The following is a 15,952-nucleotide window of genomic DNA, read 5'->3' as shown; positions in this document are numbered from 1 at the left end:
TATGAGCCTGTTAAATAAGTTCGAAACGGCTGCAGAATATCTTTTTACCAATATGTTTAAGAAGACATCCAGCAGTATTCAGCCTGTTGAAGTGGCCGGAAAACTGCTGAAAGCCATGCTCAGGAATAAACAGGTCAGTATCTCCCATGTTTATGTCCCCAATATTTACCGGGTGCAGCTCAATAAGGAAGACTATAAGATTATGGAGAATTTCGGTGAAACATTCCTGCTTGAGCTGGCTCAGCATCTTTATACCGAAGCCGGTAAGCAGGGATATACTTTTCTGACTTTGCCTCTGGTTGAACTATATGCAAATCAGAAAATCGGCCGTGGTGAAATAGAAATCGAAACGGAATATAATGATTCTATTGAGGTAAATTGGGAAAAACAGGCGATTGAAGAAATGATTGTGCAGGATGAGCTGGAAAGAACGACAATTATGCCGAATGATAGAAGATTAACAAATGCGATCATCAATGAAAATAGCAGGAAAAGCGCAGGCGGTCTCGAAATAATTAAAGGAAATGAAGAAGGCAGGATTTATTGTCTGGAGCAGGATATCGTCACTGTCGGCCGGCAGGGAGACTGTGATGTTGAAATCAAAGATGAGGAGATGTCCCGCAAGCATTTTCGTTTGTATCAGGAAAGCAGCAGGTGGTTTATTCAGGATCTGGGGAGTACAAACGGGACTTATGTCAATAAGCTTAAAGTGGATAAATATATGCTGCATCCCGGGGATAAAATTCGGGCCGGTCAGACGGTTATGGTTTTTAAAAGAAAATAAGAAGTTCGGGTGATGATGGTTGCAGGCAGTGCTTGTCATAGGCAGGATCGTATTTGTTCTGGTGATCTACTTGTTTTTATTGAGGCTGTTAACCGTTCTTTTGGCTGATTTGAAAAACAAGGGGATTTTGACCAAGGAAGAATCGGAACTTGGCTGTTTGGAAGTTTTAAACGGAGCCGACATGCTGCCTAAAGGCAGGAAAATCCGTATTGAACCTAAAGGGCTGAAGATTGGGCGCGGGAAACAAAATGATATTGTTGTTCCTGATCATTTTTGTTCCGTAGACCATGCCGAATTCAAATATACTCACGGTGCGATAATCGTAGAGGATACGGGGAGTACAAATGGCACATGGGTTAACGGTGAACGAATCAATTCACCAATCCAGCTTGTCCCCGGTGATTTTGTGAAAATCGGCAGCATGACTTTCCAATACACGAGGTGGAGAAATGAAGGCATTTAGTATTTTAGAGACCGGCAGCAGAAGAAAAAATAATGAAGATGCTTTGCTGGCGCTGACCAATATCGGTTTATTTGCCGTTGCCGATGGGATGGGAGGGCATAATGCGGGGGAAGTCGCCTCGGGGATAGCGATTGAGAGTTTGAAGAACAATGCTGAAAAACTAAAGGATATCCCGGTTGACGGGATTGAACAGTGGGTTTTGGATACGGTAAAAGAAGCCAATCAGGCCATATTTGAGCGGTCCTTATATGAAGAGGGCGTTGAAGGGATGGGAACAACGCTTACTGCTTTGGTGATAAAAAAAGATAAAGCGGTTATCGGTCATGTCGGCGACAGCAGGATATACCTTTGGCGGGACGGGTCCATTTCTTTGCTTTCTGAAGACCATTCCATGGTCAATGAACTGCTCAGAATGGGGCAGCTATCCGAAGAAGACGCGCGGAACCATCCGCAGAGAAATTATCTCTCACGGGCCTTGGGCATAGAAAAACAGGTGGATGTCGACTGCTTGCAGTTCGAAGTCCAAGGGGGAGATGTTTATCTGCTATGTACCGACGGATTCTCCAATATGGTGGAAAAAGAGGAAATTGCCCGGGAATTTTCAGCTGCGGGCGGATGGCAGGAGCACCTGGAGAATTTAAAGCTTCTTGTCTTACAGAGAGGCGCACCGGACAATTTTACGGCTGTTTGTTGTATTATGGAGAATTGAATTATGCGAAACAGCATTATTTTTCGGTTTTTGACTTTGCTGATCCTTTGGGTGGGTTTAGGAGTACTAAAACTTAATGGCAATGCCGTACCGGAGAATATCTGGCAGGCTGTGGTATTTTCCCTGCTTGTCTTGCTGGGTTTGATTTTGGAACTTACACGAAAAAGCCGGGAAGATTTCCTGATTCTTCCTGTTGTACAGACGATTTTGGTCATTGGCCTTGTTTTTCTGGTCAGAATTGATCCGGAACTGGCAGGGGCCCAATTTTTCTGGGCTAATCTGGGCCATATCACATATTATTTTATTCTGTTTGGAATAAAAGATTACAGCAAGCTCGGACAATATCAATACCTTTGGGGTCTGCTGGCGTTAATTCTTCTTTTGGTCACACTTGTCTTCGGATTCAGTATTAACGGTTCTACCAGCTGGATCAAAATCGGGGGTATCGGCCTGGAACCTGAAGAGCTTGTAAAAGTAACCCTTCTATTGTTCCTGGCGGGGTATCTTGATCAAAAGAAAGAGCTGTTAAGCATTGGAACAGTGCAGTTTGGCAGGCTGTCCCTGCCTGATAAAAAAGCGATTGGTCCTTTTGCCATGCTGAGTTTTTTGGTCCTCGCCCTGTTGGCGGCTCAAAAGAGTCTAGGTACGGCAATGGTGTTTTTCTTTTTTATTCTTTTGATGATTTACATGGTGACAGAACGGAAAATCTACCTGATCATGTCTTTGCCACTCATTGCTCTGACGGGAACAGCGGGATATTTCCTGTTCAGCCATGTTCGCTTAAGATTTTCGGTATGGCTTAATCCCTGGCTAAGTTCTTCCGGCGGAGGATATCAAATCAGCCAGTCTCTCTTTGCGATCAGCGGCGGCTATGTGACGGGAACAGGGCTGGGAAACGGGATCGGGGCTTTCCAGATACCGGCATCCAGCACAGATTTCATCTTTTCGGTCATTGCCGAGGAGACCGGCTTTATGGGAGCCATGGCTTTAATCAGTCTGTATATCATTGTTGTGATGCGGGCTTTCACGGTAAGCATGAGAGCACCAGACAGGTTCGGCCGGATTCTGGCGGGAGGGATCGGGATAATCATTGCGATTGAAAGCCTGATCATTTTGGCGGGAGTAACGAAGCTTTTGCCTTTGACAGGAATACCTCTTCCCTGGGTCAGCTATGGGGGAAGCTCCATGCTGGTACACTTTTTGCTCTTGGGTATTCTGGCAAATATTTCGCGGCATACCGGCAGGAGAATTGCTGATGCGGCAAAGGGAAAGCAGGTTAAAGCGATATGACCAGTGGAATTCGCAAAGTAGCGATGTGTCTGATGTTCAGCTTTATTTTCCTAAGCTTGGGTCTGGTCTATTGGCAGGTTGTTCGGGCAGATTCTATGCTGGATAATCCGGCCAACAGGCGGACTGTTCTGATGGAAAGCAGGATTATCCGCGGCGGAATTTATGATCGAAACGGCGTAGTTTTGGCCGCAACGGAAAATACCGGTCAAGGGAAAAAGAGAACTTATCCTCAGGGGGAAATGTTTGAACCTCTTCTGGGCTATGCTACGGTAAAATACGGGGCGGCCGGTCTGGAATCAACACTGGGAAAGACTTTAATGGGGCTTGACAACAGCTTTTTTACCCAGAGGTTTCAGGAATTGTTTGAACCGGAAAAGAAGGGGAATGATGTTATTCTAACCATTGATGCCAAACTTCAGGAAGCCGCTTATCAGGGACTGAAAGGAAAGAGCGGCGCTGTGGTCGCCATAGATCCGCAAACCGGTGATGTTTTGGCCTTAGTCAGCCAGCCCAGCTTTGATCCCAATCTTCTGGAAAAGGACTGGGAGAGCATTATTCAGCAGCCTTTAAGCCCAATGGCTAATCATGCTTTTCTAAAATTTCCTCCCGGGTCAATTATGAAGGTGGTTACTTCGGAAGCGCTTTTCCTGGCGGGTCAGGATACATCTAATCTTTATCACTGTGCGGGAACGACAGTAATCAATGGTCAAACCTTTAAAGAACAAAATGATAAAATTCATGGCTGGGTGAATTATGATCTGGCTTTGGCTTATTCTTGCAATACTTATTTTGCTGAGTACGGGGTTAAAGCAGGGCAGCAGAATTTTTTGAAAGCGGCGGCAGGCTTCGGTTTTGGAAAGAGCATACCGTTTGAACTCAGTGTCCCGGAAAGCTCAATCACAAATTCTAAAAGCATGCCGGAGAATATGGATATCAATTTATTCGCGGCCAGTACTTTTGGTCAGGGGGAAGTCATGGTTACCCCCTTTCATGCGGCTTTGATCACAGCGGCCATCGCCAATCAGGGAAAGATGATGGAACCGCATATTATTGACAGAGTGGTGGATTACAAGCAAAATACGATATATACGAGCGAGGCAAAAGTCTGGCTCAACCCTCTAAGGCAAGAGGATGCTCAAAAAGTAAAAAGCGCCATGATCTTGGCGGTAAATAGCGGAACAGCCGCACCTGGAGGTATAGCAGGAGTCCAGGTGGCGGCCAAGACAGGTTCGGCGGAAACAGGGGATAATGGCAGCAATACGCATGGCTGGTATATCGCTTTTGCACCGGCCGATAACCCGGTGATTGCGGTGGCTGTGCTGGCCGAACATGGTGGAACAGGAGGAGCGGCGGCAGCTCCGATCGCAAAAGCTGTAATGGAAAAAGCGCTGGAAGGAAAGGTAGGCGGCAGGTAATTGGAGAATATATTGGGAAATAGATATAAAATCGAAGAAAAAATCGGTTCAGGCGGGATGGCCATTGTCTATAAGGCTAAAGACACCCTGCTCAACAGGCCTGTCGCGGTGAAAATCCTGAGGGAGCAGTTTGTGTCTGATGAGGGATTTGTCAGACGCTTCCGGAGGGAAGCACAATCAGCGGCCAGTTTGTCTCACCCCAACATCGTTTCAATCTATGACGTGGGGAAAGAAAACGATAACGACTATATTGTGATGGAATATGTTCATGGACGAACGTTAAAGGATATGATCCGGGAACGCGGGCCGCTGCCTGTTTCGGAAGCATTATTTATCATCAGGCAAATCGGTGAGGCCCTGGCCCATGCCCATGCCAACGAAATTATTCACCGGGATATTAAACCGCAGAATATTCTTGTCACTCCTGAGGGGAGAATCAAGGTCACCGATTTTGGCATAGCCAGAGCCGTATCGGCGGCCACCCTGACCCATACCGGAGATATTGTGGGATCTGTCCACTATTTATCGCCCGAACAGGCCAAAGGGGACCAGACCACGGCTCAATCAGATATCTATTCCCTGGGGATCATTCTCTATGAACTGGTCACCGGCCGGGTGCCTTATGACGGAGATACACCGATTACGGTCGCCCTCAAACACATTCAGGATATTCCGGAGCTGCCCGGGAAACTGGTTTCCGGTATCAGCAAACAGCTTGATGACATCATTATGAAAGCCATCGCCAAAAACACAAATGACCGTTATAAGGACATCCAGGAATTAATGGAGGATATCAATAAGCTGGAAAACGGGCAGAAAATAGAGGCTGTTCGGTTAAGTCCGGATGAAAGTCTGTCGGCAACCAGAGTACAGAAAAGAATCAGCCCGACGGGCCGGAACGATGGGAAGAAACTGAGCAAGCCGCTGATTGTAGGGTTAGCCCTGCTGGGAGTTTTCCTGATTGCCGGGCTGGTTTATGGGTTGAACAGTTTTTTTTCCTCGGAGGTAAAGGTTCCTGATCTTAAAGGCAAGACAGCCGAAGAGGCCCAGGCAGAGCTTGATGAACAAAAGCTTGTGATGGGAACTATCTCTAAAGATTATAGTTCCACCTATACTCTGGATACAATAATGGACCAGGATCCTTCTCCCGATTCTTGGGTTAAAGAAAACCGTCCGATTAACATTACACTGAGTTTAGGGCCTGAATTCCTGAAAATGCCGGATGTCACAACAGGAGCCCCGACAAAGGATGAGGCCGAAAAAATGATTCTGGACAGGAGATTTTCCAAGGAGAAAATCAAATATTATGAAGTTGCCAGCACTACTGTTTCTCAGGGAAGGGTGGTCAGCCAGGATCCGTCCGCCGGTGCCAGCTGGAACCCCAACAGCGAAGTGCGAATTTTTATCAGCAGCGGAGCCGGTCCATCCACCATGCCGAATCTGATTGGGCTGGATCTTGCAGTTGCTAAAGATTCTCTTGCGGGATATAACATTGACCTTGTGGCCCGGCGGTCTTATGATTATAATGTGAATATTGTGATTGAAACAGAGCCTACTCAGGGTCGCCCGATCAAACCCGGGGACAAAATCGAAATCATCTATTCACAGGGACCGGGGCCGGACGGCGCATAATAGACCAGGGAAGCAGAACAATTGAGGGGGAGGGGATTTATGCTTTTAAAAGGGACACTGTTGAAAGGGTATTCGGGATTTTATTATGTCTATAGTGAGGACCGTGTGTGGGAATGCTCCCTGCGCGGTCGTTTTCGTGTCAAAAAGCAGGATTTCATCCCTGGGGACAAAGTCATGATTTTGTCGGATAGGGGGATCAAGGCGACAATAGAAGAAGTGTTGGCCAGGGAAAACTCTCTGATCAGACCCAATATTGCCAATGTTGATCAAGCCTTGCTTGTTTTGGCCATGAGTACTCCGGATACGGATTTTAACTTGCTGGACAGGCTGCTTGTTCAGGTTGCTCATGCGGGAATCGAACCGGTGATTGTTTTTACAAAGTATGATTTGGCTAGAGAGAGCGACCTGTCACCATATGAATATTACAGAACAATAGGGTGCAGGGTCTTTTATGTCTCCAATATTCTTGCTCAGGGTATGGAAGAAGTCCGAGAAATTGTTCGCGGCAGAGTTTCTGTTCTGGCCGGTCCATCCGGGGCCGGGAAGTCCAGTCTGCTGAATTCACTGGAACCGAGTTTGAAGCTGAAAACAGGGTCTGTCAGTGACAAGCTTGGCAGAGGGAAACATACGACCCGTCATGTCGAGCTTTTAGAGGCGGCCAAAGGGCTGATTGCCGATACCCCGGGATTTTCATCCCTCTACCTTCCCCCCATGAGAAAGGAACAGCTCCAGGAATATTTTCCTGAATTTGGACCATACCGTAAAGAGTGCCGCTTTAAGGATTGTCTTCACGTCAAAGAGCCGGGGTGCGCATTAAGAGAAGCAGTGCAGGGAGGGGAGATGACCGGCTTAAGGTATGAGCATTACCGGCAGTTTCTTGAGGAAGTAAAAGCTGCCGAAAATAAGTATTGACAGAGTCTTTTATGTGATAAAATAGATTTGCCGTAATCTATAAAAAATAGGTTGAAACTGTAGAATGATCTATTGCTTAAACGAAGGAAAAGTCAGGGGAGGGTATTATGCCGATTAAGATTGCACCATCGATCCTGTCAGCGGATTTTACCAAATTGGGGGAAGAGGTAAAAAGGGTTGAAGCCGGAGGGGCGGAAATCCTGCATATAGATGTTATGGACGGACATTTCGTTCCCAATATGACGATCGGACCGCCTGTGATCAAGGCTCTGCGCAAGGTATCATCAATGAAATTCGATGTTCACCTGATGATCGAGAGACCGGAGCTTTATCTTGAAGAATTTGTTAATGCCGGAGCGGATATCATTACTGTCCATGCCGAAGCCAGTATTCATCTTCACAGGCTGATTCAACAAATCAAATCTATGGGGGTCAAAGCCGGACTGGCTCTTAATCCGGCGACACCTATAGAAGTATTGACTTATGTTTTACAGGACCTGGATATGGTCCTGCTGATGTCTGTTAATCCGGGGTTTGGCGGGCAGCAGTTTATTCAGGGAGTCTTACCGAAGATTGTTGCCCTTTCCACGATTATTGCCCAGGTTAATCCCGGTTGTCTGATTGAGGTGGATGGGGGGATCAATACGGACACGATTTCCCTGGTCAGCAGGGCAGGGGCGGATATTATCGTGGCCGGAGCAGCGGTGTTCACTAAACCAGATCCTGTCCTGGCCATAAAAGAGCTGCTGGCGGCAGCCGAATAACAGGTGGTTGAAAAGATGAGGATTGCTGTTTTGGCCAATGGCGAATGGGATATAGAATGGGGGCGTCAGGAGATTGCCCCCGGCAATATTGAGGTCTTAATCTGTGCCGATGGCGGCGGCAATGCGGCAATCAGTTCCGGCAGGCTGCCCGATATCCTGGTAGGTGATATGGATTCAATTAAAGAAGAAAACCTGTTCATCTGCGCACAGGGCAAAACAAAAATAAAAAAGTATCCGGCGCAAAAAGATGAAACCGATCTTGAACTGGCGATGGAATATGCGGAAGAATATCTTCGGGAGTACGGAAAACCCAAGGATGAAATTTCCCTCTATGGAGCAGGCGGAAAAAGGCTTGACCATTTAATGGGCAATATCAGCATGATGCTGGCCTTTGCCGAGAGGGGACGGATGGTGAGAATGATCGAGCCGTCCCAGGAAGCCTGGGTCCTTGCTCCGGGAGAGGAGATGGTCAAGGGAACCCAGGGGCAAGTGATTTCGATTATCCCTCTTTCGGCGGAGGCTGTCGTCGATTCATACGGACTCTACTATCCGTTGAAGAATTCCACGATGTACCAGCACTCACCGCGAGGGATCAGTAATGTTCTGATCGAAGACGAAGCAAAAATAAAGGTGGCCAAAGGCAGGATCCTTGTCGTTAAATCCAAAGTTCTCTGAACTTTGGGGGGAGGTAATCATGAGTAAGGATAATTTGGAATTGGCTGTTCGTTTTATGAAAGCCGTAGGTGACGGGAAATCCGGGGAAGAGTTGAATGAGTTTTATGATGAGTCTGCAGTACAGATTGAATATCCAAATTTATTAACCAAAAGACTTATTGAAAGAAATCTTCATGAAATTAAAGATGCATCGATCAGTGGGAAAAAGGTTATTGCAAACCAGAGATATGAAATCGTGAAATCATTTTCCATCGGGGATACGGTAATTATTGAAGCGATCTGGAGTGGAGAATTATCCATTCCGTTAGGAAAGTTAAAGGCTGGGGATGAGATGAAAGCGTATTTTGCGCAATTCTTTCAGTTTAAGAATCATAAGATTGTTAAACAGCGTAATTATGATTGCTTTGAGAACTTCCTATAATGATTTCATCCTGAAGATATTACAATAGCGGAAAAATCGGCAGATAAAAAGAGCATCGCTAACCACTAATGTAAGCAGTTTGGCGACGCTCCCCTGATATTATCATTCAAGCAGCTTTAAACAGCGCGCTGAACCTTGCCTGAACGCAAGCATCTTGTACATACCCTGAGATGGGTGGGGGTACCGTTAACAACAGCACGAACACGCTGCAGGTTCGGTTTCCAGGTGCGTTTTGTACGAATATGTGAATGGCTGACCTTCATCCCTGTGGAAACCCCTTTACCGCAAATAGCACAAACATTTGACATGTAACTTACCTCCTTTTCACCCGAAATGACACTATAATATATTAACAGAACTCAAAAAAAAAGGCAAGGGTGAGCTGCTTTATTTTATGTTTCTTTTTGCCTGCTTTTGCGGATTCAGTTAGCATTTGACTACAAACAGGTATTATATTATCCTATTTATAATTGTAATATTCTATTTTACAGGTGCAAATATTGTTTGAATGATGAATACGCTAAAGATAAAAGACAAATCTTTAATGGGAAAGTGAGGTTCGGAAAATGGGGAAATTGCTTGAAACCAAGCTTGGAAAAATCAATATCAGTGAAGATGTGATTGCTACGATTGCCGGGGCGGCAGCAATTGAATGTTATGGATTGGTTGGAATGGCTTCCCGTAAAATTTCCGACGGGGTGTCCGGTTTGCTGAAAAGAGAAAATCTGGGCAAAGGTGTTGTTGTTCAAATTCAGGATGATGACCTCACTGTGGACTTAAATATCATTGTGGGATATGGAATTAAAATATCCGAAGTGGCATCCAATGTGATGGACAGGGTGCGTTATTCTATCGAAACAATGACCGGTCTGAAGATCAATCAGGTGAATGTCAATGTTCAAGGTGTGCGTTTCCTGGAATAATAAAACAGCAGCTTGACACTAGATGATTAGGAGGATAAATCTTGAAAGCGATTGACGGAAATAAATGGAAGGAAATGCTTGATTCAGGTGCGAAGACTCTGGAAGCAAAGAAGAAGGAGATTGACTCCCTGAACGTATTTCCTGTTCCGGATGGAGATACAGGCACGAATATGTGTTTGACTTTCCGTTCTGCGGCAGCCGCAGGAGTTAAGATAGAAAGCAGCTCAATATCGGAAGTGGCCAATGCTGCTTCCATGGGTTCGCTGATGGGCGCGCGGGGAAATTCCGGGGTGATTTTATCCCAGATTATGCGCGGGATAGCCAAAGGTCTGGATGGATTGACTGAAGCAAATGCAGTCCAGTTTGCGGCAGCATTGCAAGCCGGAGTCGATACTGCCTACAGGGCGGTGATGAAACCGGTCGAAGGGACGATCCTCACCGTGTCCAAGGAATTTGCCAAAAGTGCTCTTTCAAAAGCCAGAGCGGGAGAAACAGATTTTTTGGAAATCATGCAGGCCGGTCTGGCCAAAGGACAGATTGCTTTAGCAAAGACCCCGGAAATGCTGCCTGTATTAAAACAGGCCGGGGTAGTGGATGCCGGTGGCGAAGGTTTCTTAACTATAGTCAAGGGCTGGATAGGTGCCCTGGAAGGGGCAGGACCGGGCTTGATCTTTGAGGAGGTCGTTCAGGATATAACCGGTGAGAATACTCCTGCTGTCCAAGGGATTATAGGAGTTGATACCCTTGAATATCCTTATTGTACTGAATTCCTGGTCAAAGGACAGTCCATGAATCCGGATTTGATCCGGGATGAGCTTATGGAGAAGGGGGATTGTCTTCTCGTTGTTGGGACTGAAAGTATTCTCAAAATACACATCCATACCGCCAACCCAGGGGAAATCCTTGATTATGCGTTGAAATACGGCAGTTTGCATGAGGTCCAGATTCATAATATGCTTGCCCAGAACGAAGCGGCTTCACATCAGGCTAAAGGGGAGGACCGGAGAGATTTCTCCGATGGGTTGAATACTGGAAAACCTTCAGCCGAAGAAGTGCCGGTAAAACCTGAAGATTTAAAAGAATATGGCATTGTGGCCGTAGCTATGGGTGAAGGGATATCGGAAATCTTTCATAGTCTGGGGGTAGAACAGGTCGTATTCGGCGGTCAGACAATGAACCCCAGTACCTATGATTTAGCGGAAGCCGCAAAAAAGATCGCTGCCCGCAATATCTTCATTCTTCCGAATAACGGAAATATTATTATGGCTGCTCAACAGGTTGCCGAATTGCTGGAAGACCGTAAGGCCTATATTATTCCGACCAAGTCTATTCCTCAGGGGATTGCCGCCCTGCTCGGTTATAATCCGGATTCTGAACCGGAAGCAAATCTGGAAAGTATGAAAAAAGCAATAACTCAGGTTGCTTCGGGGGAGGTAACCTATGCCGTAAGAAACTCCCAGTTCGGCGATCTCCAAATATCCGAAGGGGATATCCTGGGCTTAGTTGAAGAAAAAATCACGGCGACGGGAAAAGAGATTTTGGAGGTATCCAAGAAAGTTCTCGAAGAAATGAATTGGCGGGATAAAGATCTGGTCACAATAATATACGGAAAAGATATGATGGAAGAAGATGTTGAGGTCCTGGAATATTGGCTGGAAAGTGAAAAACCGGATATTGAAGTGGAAATTTATGCGGGCCGGCAGCCTTTGTATTATTATATTTTTGGGGTTGAATAGAACTTGGAACCTCCGGCTTTCCCGGAGGTTTTTTGTTTAACTGTCTGTAAAAAAGAGCATGATATAGAGAGCGATTGTTATTTGGAAAGAATGATCCGGAGAGAATGGATCTGTGCGGAAACAGGATTTTTTTACGCGCGGATGAGATAAAAAGACAGGTGATGATATGGCGGAAAGTTCTGTTTTTGATCTTTTGGGGCCGGTAATGGTTGGCCCCTCCAGTTCCCATACTGCCGGAGCGGTAAGACTGGGGTTAATGGCCCGCAAGATCCTTGGGGAGCAAGTACAAAAAGCCGGGATCGTTCTCCACGGTTCTTTTGCAGAGACAGGGAAGGGACATGGGACTCACCTTGCGTTGACAGCAGGAATACTGGGTATGCAGCCTGATGATGAAGGGATAAGAAGAGCGCTGCAGATTGCCCGGGAGAAACAGCTTGAGGTAAAATTTGAAAAAGGGGATTTGGGGGAGACACATCCCAACACAGCAAAGATCTGCCTGACCGGCTTGAACGGAAAAAGGATTGAAATGACCGGTTCTTCCATTGGCGGGGGGATGATCGTGATCAGGGAGATTAATCAATTCCCGGTGGAGTTTAATGGAGAATATCCTGCCATTGTCTCTGTTTATGCCGATTATCCCGGTATGATTGCGGAAATTACAGCCGTGCTGGCTAAGGCTTCTATCAATATTGCCAAAATGAAGGTATCACGAGAGGGGCGCGGGAAAAGAGCATTAACAGTGATAGAAACCGATGATATCGTGCCAATTGAGGTCCTGGGAAAGATCAGAAAACTTGCCAAGGTGGAAGAGGTCATCTTTATTGAACCGATGAATTAAGGAGAGAACAAATATGCGTTCCTGCCGGGAAATCATTGATTCTGCTCAAGAACAGCAAATAAAAATAAGTCAGGTCGTCTTAAATGATCAAGCTGAAAAGATGAATAAGAATCAAGACGAGTTAATCAAAAGAATGACCGATCATTTTCTGGTGATGAAAGACTCCGCAGCCCGAGGGCTCACGGGAGACTGGCATTCCCAGTCAGGCTTGGCCGGCGGGGATGCATCGAAAATGGAGAAGTTCCGGAAAAAAGGAAAAACCATTATTGGGGACAGCTTGAATAAGGCTGTGGCCAGGGCGGTAGCGGTAGCGGAAGTTAATGCCGGAATGGGCAGGATTGTGGCCGCACCTACGGCAGGGTCGTGCGGTGTGCTGCCTGCCGTGTTTCTGACTGTTCAGGAGGTTACAGGGGTAACGGAAGAAGAAGTGGTGAGGGCGATGTTCACAGCGGCCGGTCTGGGAATGGTTATTGCGGAAAGGGCCACCGTTTCCGGGGCGGAAGGCGGATGTCAGGCTGAAATCGGCTCTGCCTCAGCCATGGCGGCCGGAGCGGCTGTGGAGCTGGCCGGCGGGTCGCCGGAACAGATTGGACATGCCGCGGCCATGGCGTTGAAAAGCTTTTTGGGGCTGGTTTGCGATCCGGTTGCCGGACTGGTGGAGGTGCCTTGTATTAAAAGGAACGCTATGGCGGCGGTAATCGCGATGACGGCGGCAGAAATGGCTCTGGCAGGGGTCCGGAGCGCAATACCTGTTGATGAGGTCATCGATGCGATGGCATCGATCGGGAAGCAAATCCCCTGTGCGTTGAAAGAAACTGCGATGGGGGGGTTGGCAGCAACCCCTGCGGGTAAAAGAATAAAAGAAACCTATCTTGCAGAATAAATAGAATTTTAATTTGAAGATCCTTGAATCATATTCTTAGGCAAAAATCCTCGTGCAAAAAGTCTTATGCAAAACTTTAGAGCAGGACTTGGGGAGACAAAATGGAGAATAAAACAGTTGTCAGTATAAAAAACGCTTTGCGGGCGGAAGAAAAACAGGGTTATCTGAACACCGGGGCCATCGGCGGTTTCGGTGCTTTTCTTCATGATGTTCTGCCGGTTCTGCAGAAAATGGCCACTCCCGAACAATGGGAAGTGGTTCAGGAAATTGTCCGGGAGTATGAACTAGCGCCCCCCCGGAAAAGAAAAGGCTTGTTGGACGCTTTGATCAAGATCATAGAAAACCGGTTGACTTTGTTGCCTGAAAAAATAAAGATGAAGTCTTCGGCAACGGCTCCTGCCGGGGACTCCGCAATTCAGCTTCAATATGTAAAAGGGGTAGGGCCGCAGAGAATCAGACAGCTTGAGAATTTGGGGATCAGAACGGTAAGGGAGCTTTTGCAGCATTATCCCCGCCGCTATGAGATTCGGACATCCCGCCTGATCAACGAGCTTCAGGACGGGGAAATCGCTGTTGTCACAGGCACTGTTTCAGGCAGTCAGATCAGCAGGGGAAGAGTGAAGGTGACCAAATTAAGGATTGAACAGGACGGCAGCTATATCGATGCCGTATGGTTTAATCAGACACATATTCCCAGGCAATTTCCGGCGGGCAGTGTTGTATCAATAACAGGCAAGGTACAGTGGAACAAAAAAGTCCCGGAGCTTTTGGCTACAGAGATTGAAAAGGGGAACAATGACCGGCAAAGGACCGAAATCGTCGCGATTTACCCCGAGACTGCCAGGCTCAATTCCAAAGCGATCAGGTTTATCATGAGAAATGCTTCGGCCCAGATTGAGGAGATTTTTCCGGAGGTATTTCCAGACGAAGATTGTCAGGGATGGTTGAAGCGGCCCGAGGCAATCCGGGAGATTCATTTTCCCTCTTCCCCGGAGAAAGCCAAAATAGCGAGGGAACGACTCATTATCGAAGAAATCCTATTCTTCCAATTGGCCATTGCCGAGCTCAGAGATCCCGTTTCCGGAAATTCAAGCCCGGTTCTGCAAAAGGGCAAAGAGCTGCTGCACAAATGGCTGCACATCCTGGAATTCCAGCTTACCCGTGCCCAGAAAAGGGTGATTGGCGAGATATTCAGAGATATGGCGACAACCAGAGGGATGACCAGATTGGTACAGGGTGATGTCGGCTCCGGTAAGACCGCGGTGGCCATGGCTGCCTTGCTCCAAGCCGTGGGATCAGGTTACCAGGGGGCGATGATGGTCCCTACCGAGGTGCTTGCTTTACAGCACTATCACTCTTTGACACGTGTTTTTCAACCTCTCGGAGTAAGGGCAGCACTTCTTTTGGGAAGTCAAGGCAAAAGTGAACGGGAGGAAATCTTAGTTGACCTGGAACAGGGAAAGATCGATGTGATCGTTGGGACACATGCCTTGATTCAGGATCAGGTCCGTTACCATGCCCTGGGGCTGGTGGTTACGGATGAGCAGCACCGTTTTGGCGTAAGGCAGCGGACCCGGCTTCAGGATAAAGGTGAAAGTCCTCATGTCTTAGTGATGACGGCCACACCGATTCCCCGGACCCTGGCCCTGACTCTCTACGGGGATCTCCAGCTTTCAGTCATCGATGAGATGCCTGCGGGCAGGAAGCCGGTTATGACCAGGAAAATGACCGAACGCAGCAGAGCACAGCTGGAGAAGTTCCTGGAACAGCAGGTGGCGGCAGGAAGACAGATTTTCGTGGTCTGTCCTTTGGTTCAGGAAACGGAAAAAACAGATTTTATCTCCGCAACGGAAAAAGCCCGGGTTTTGGCGGAGAGGTTTCCCGCATGGAAAGTGGCCTTGCTTCATGGACGCATGAAAGGTCAGGAAAAAGAAGAAGTCATGAGAAGGTTCCATCAGGGTGAAATCAATATCCTGGTATCCACTACCGTGATTGAAGTAGGGGTTAATGTGCCCAATGCGACGGTTATGGTCATCGAAAATGCGGAACGTTTTGGCCTGGCCCAGCTGCACCAGCTTAGAGGCAGGGTGGGACGCGGAGATCATCAGTCCTTTTGTATTCTGGTCAGTGAGTCCAGAGACAGTGCCCGTCTCAATGTTCTTTGTGAAACGGAAGACGGCTTTAAAATAGCCGAAGAGGACCTCAAACTGAGAGGGCCGGGTGAGCTGCTGGGATTAAGACAGCATGGGGCGGCGGAACTGAAGCTGGCCGATCTGGCCAGAGATGGCCGATTAGTCGAGAAAGCTTATATTTTGTTGCAGAAAATACTTAAGGAACCGGAAAAATACCAGGAAGTTTATCAAGAAGTGGAAAAGCAGTACCCCAGGAACAAAACGGGAATAAATTAAGGTTTTGGTCTCGAAAGCTTTTGCTTGAGCAGAAAAAAGAGCATGATGATTGCCTTCGAAGATGAAGCATAGAAAATGAACCAATTGGTCAAAATATAC

The 15,952-nt window shown here is 47.2% G+C and carries 16 protein-coding genes; 15 read left to right on the top strand and 1 reads right to left on the bottom strand.

All coding sequences use genetic code 11. The features are described from left to right. Window position 1: 1 nt before the first annotated feature. The 10 genes from SGLY_RS11735 (at window position 2) to SGLY_RS11690 (ending at window position 9,065) form a co-directional block, all read left to right on the top strand. Entirely contained in the window at window positions 2-784 is a 783-nt protein-coding gene (locus SGLY_RS11735; RefSeq protein ID WP_013625492.1) for an FHA domain-containing protein, read from the top strand. Window positions 785-803: 19 nt separating this feature from the next. Continuing rightward, entirely contained in the window at window positions 804-1,247 is a 444-nt protein-coding gene (locus SGLY_RS11730; RefSeq protein WP_013625491.1) for an FHA domain-containing protein, read from the top strand. Then, a complete protein-coding gene (locus SGLY_RS11725; protein ID WP_013625490.1) occupies window positions 1,234-1,956 on the top strand; it encodes a Stp1/IreP family PP2C-type Ser/Thr phosphatase in 723 nt (240 codons plus the stop codon). Before SGLY_RS11730 ends, SGLY_RS11725 begins: the two co-directional genes overlap by 14 nt. Window positions 1,957-1,959: 3 nt before the next feature. Further along, window positions 1,960-3,246: an FtsW/RodA/SpoVE family cell cycle protein gene (locus SGLY_RS11720; protein WP_013625489.1), complete on the top strand. Its 1,287-nt coding sequence runs from the start codon at window positions 1,960-1,962 to the stop codon at window positions 3,244-3,246. Continuing rightward, window positions 3,243-4,661 carry a peptidoglycan D,D-transpeptidase FtsI family protein gene (locus tag SGLY_RS11715; RefSeq protein WP_013625488.1) on the top strand — a complete coding sequence of 473 codons (1,419 nt, stop codon included), beginning with the start codon at window positions 3,243-3,245 and terminating at the stop codon, window positions 4,659-4,661. The genes SGLY_RS11720 and SGLY_RS11715 overlap by 4 nt, the downstream gene beginning before the upstream one ends. Then, window positions 4,662-6,293, top strand: a complete 1,632-nt coding sequence (gene pknB / locus SGLY_RS11710) for a Stk1 family PASTA domain-containing Ser/Thr kinase (RefSeq protein WP_013625487.1) — start codon at window positions 4,662-4,664, stop codon at window positions 6,291-6,293. A gap of 39 nt (window positions 6,294-6,332) precedes the next feature. Continuing rightward, the gene (gene rsgA / locus SGLY_RS11705) at window positions 6,333-7,205 is read left to right on the top strand and encodes a ribosome small subunit-dependent GTPase A (protein WP_013625486.1); all 873 of its coding nucleotides are present in this window, start codon (window positions 6,333-6,335) and stop codon (window positions 7,203-7,205) included. A 107-nt stretch (window positions 7,206-7,312) separates the two neighbouring features. Then, entirely contained in the window at window positions 7,313-7,969 is a 657-nt protein-coding gene (rpe, locus tag SGLY_RS11700; RefSeq protein ID WP_013625485.1) for a ribulose-phosphate 3-epimerase, read from the top strand. Between the two features lie 15 nt (window positions 7,970-7,984). After that, the gene (locus tag SGLY_RS11695) at window positions 7,985-8,644 is read left to right on the top strand and encodes a thiamine diphosphokinase (RefSeq protein ID WP_013625484.1); all 660 of its coding nucleotides are present in this window, start codon (window positions 7,985-7,987) and stop codon (window positions 8,642-8,644) included. A 19-nt stretch (window positions 8,645-8,663) separates the two neighbouring features. After that, window positions 8,664-9,065: a nuclear transport factor 2 family protein gene (locus SGLY_RS11690; RefSeq protein WP_013625483.1), complete on the top strand. Its 402-nt coding sequence runs from the start codon at window positions 8,664-8,666 to the stop codon at window positions 9,063-9,065. Between the two features lie 116 nt (window positions 9,066-9,181). Here SGLY_RS11690 and rpmB read toward each other — a convergent pair whose 3' ends face one another. After that, window positions 9,182-9,373, bottom strand: a complete 192-nt coding sequence (gene rpmB / locus SGLY_RS17605) for a 50S ribosomal protein L28 (protein WP_013625482.1) — start codon at window positions 9,371-9,373, stop codon at window positions 9,182-9,184. 258 nt (window positions 9,374-9,631) lie between these two features. Here rpmB and SGLY_RS11685 point away from each other — a divergent pair, with 258 nt between their 5' ends. From SGLY_RS11685 to recG, 5 genes are all read left to right on the top strand, one after another. Then, window positions 9,632-9,988 (top strand): Asp23/Gls24 family envelope stress response protein, encoded by a 357-nt coding sequence (locus tag SGLY_RS11685; protein ID WP_013625481.1) that lies wholly within the window; start codon window positions 9,632-9,634, stop codon window positions 9,986-9,988. A 74-nt stretch (window positions 9,989-10,062) separates the two neighbouring features. Beyond that, on the top strand, window positions 10,063-11,724 hold the full coding sequence (locus tag SGLY_RS11680; protein ID WP_052298676.1) for a DAK2 domain-containing protein: 1,662 nt from the start codon (window positions 10,063-10,065) through the stop codon (window positions 11,722-11,724). A gap of 166 nt (window positions 11,725-11,890) precedes the next feature. Next, the gene (gene sdaAB, locus SGLY_RS11675; protein ID WP_013625479.1) at window positions 11,891-12,562 is read left to right on the top strand and encodes an L-serine ammonia-lyase, iron-sulfur-dependent subunit beta; all 672 of its coding nucleotides are present in this window, start codon (window positions 11,891-11,893) and stop codon (window positions 12,560-12,562) included. Window positions 12,563-12,575: 13 nt separating this feature from the next. Further along, entirely contained in the window at window positions 12,576-13,445 is an 870-nt protein-coding gene (gene sdaAA / locus SGLY_RS11670; RefSeq protein ID WP_013625478.1) for an L-serine ammonia-lyase, iron-sulfur-dependent, subunit alpha, read from the top strand. 101 nt (window positions 13,446-13,546) lie between these two features. Then, window positions 13,547-15,853 (top strand): ATP-dependent DNA helicase RecG, encoded by a 2,307-nt coding sequence (gene recG, locus SGLY_RS11665; RefSeq protein ID WP_013625477.1) that lies wholly within the window; start codon window positions 13,547-13,549, stop codon window positions 15,851-15,853. Window positions 15,854-15,952: the final 99 nt, after the last annotated feature.

It is taken from the genome of Syntrophobotulus glycolicus DSM 8271 (assembly GCF_000190635.1).
Taxonomy (GTDB): domain Bacteria; phylum Bacillota; class Desulfitobacteriia; order Desulfitobacteriales; family Syntrophobotulaceae; genus Syntrophobotulus; species Syntrophobotulus glycolicus.
Note: the sequence above shows the minus strand (reverse complement) of the source record. Positions and strands in the feature narration are given on the sequence as shown.

What these genes read in the sequence shown, in the direction of transcription:
- rpe (WP_013625485.1), top strand. Translation starts at nt 7,313, where the DNA reads ATGCCGATTAAGATTGCACCATCGATCCTGTCAGCGGATTTTACCAAA.
- rsgA (WP_013625486.1), top strand. Translation starts at nt 6,333, where the DNA reads ATGCTTTTAAAAGGGACACTGTTGAAAGGGTATTCGGGATTTTATTAT.
- sdaAB (WP_013625479.1), top strand. Translation starts at nt 11,891, where the DNA reads ATGGCGGAAAGTTCTGTTTTTGATCTTTTGGGGCCGGTAATGGTTGGC.
- SGLY_RS11680 (WP_052298676.1), top strand. Translation starts at nt 10,063, where the DNA reads ATGCTTGATTCAGGTGCGAAGACTCTGGAAGCAAAGAAGAAGGAGATT.
- sdaAA (WP_013625478.1), top strand. Translation starts at nt 12,576, where the DNA reads ATGCGTTCCTGCCGGGAAATCATTGATTCTGCTCAAGAACAGCAAATA.
- SGLY_RS11685 (WP_013625481.1), top strand. Translation starts at nt 9,632, where the DNA reads ATGGGGAAATTGCTTGAAACCAAGCTTGGAAAAATCAATATCAGTGAA.
- rpmB (WP_013625482.1), bottom strand. Translation starts at nt 9,373, where the DNA reads ATGTCAAATGTTTGTGCTATTTGCGGTAAAGGGGTTTCCACAGGGATG.
- SGLY_RS11690 (WP_013625483.1), top strand. Translation starts at nt 8,664, where the DNA reads ATGAGTAAGGATAATTTGGAATTGGCTGTTCGTTTTATGAAAGCCGTA.
- SGLY_RS11720 (WP_013625489.1), top strand. Translation starts at nt 1,960, where the DNA reads ATGCGAAACAGCATTATTTTTCGGTTTTTGACTTTGCTGATCCTTTGG.
- SGLY_RS11715 (WP_013625488.1), top strand. Translation starts at nt 3,243, where the DNA reads ATGACCAGTGGAATTCGCAAAGTAGCGATGTGTCTGATGTTCAGCTTT.
- SGLY_RS11695 (WP_013625484.1), top strand. Translation starts at nt 7,985, where the DNA reads ATGAGGATTGCTGTTTTGGCCAATGGCGAATGGGATATAGAATGGGGG.
- SGLY_RS11725 (WP_013625490.1), top strand. Translation starts at nt 1,234, where the DNA reads ATGAAGGCATTTAGTATTTTAGAGACCGGCAGCAGAAGAAAAAATAAT.
- SGLY_RS11735 (WP_013625492.1), top strand. Translation starts at nt 2, where the DNA reads ATGAGCCTGTTAAATAAGTTCGAAACGGCTGCAGAATATCTTTTTACC.
- recG (WP_013625477.1), top strand. Translation starts at nt 13,547, where the DNA reads ATGGAGAATAAAACAGTTGTCAGTATAAAAAACGCTTTGCGGGCGGAA.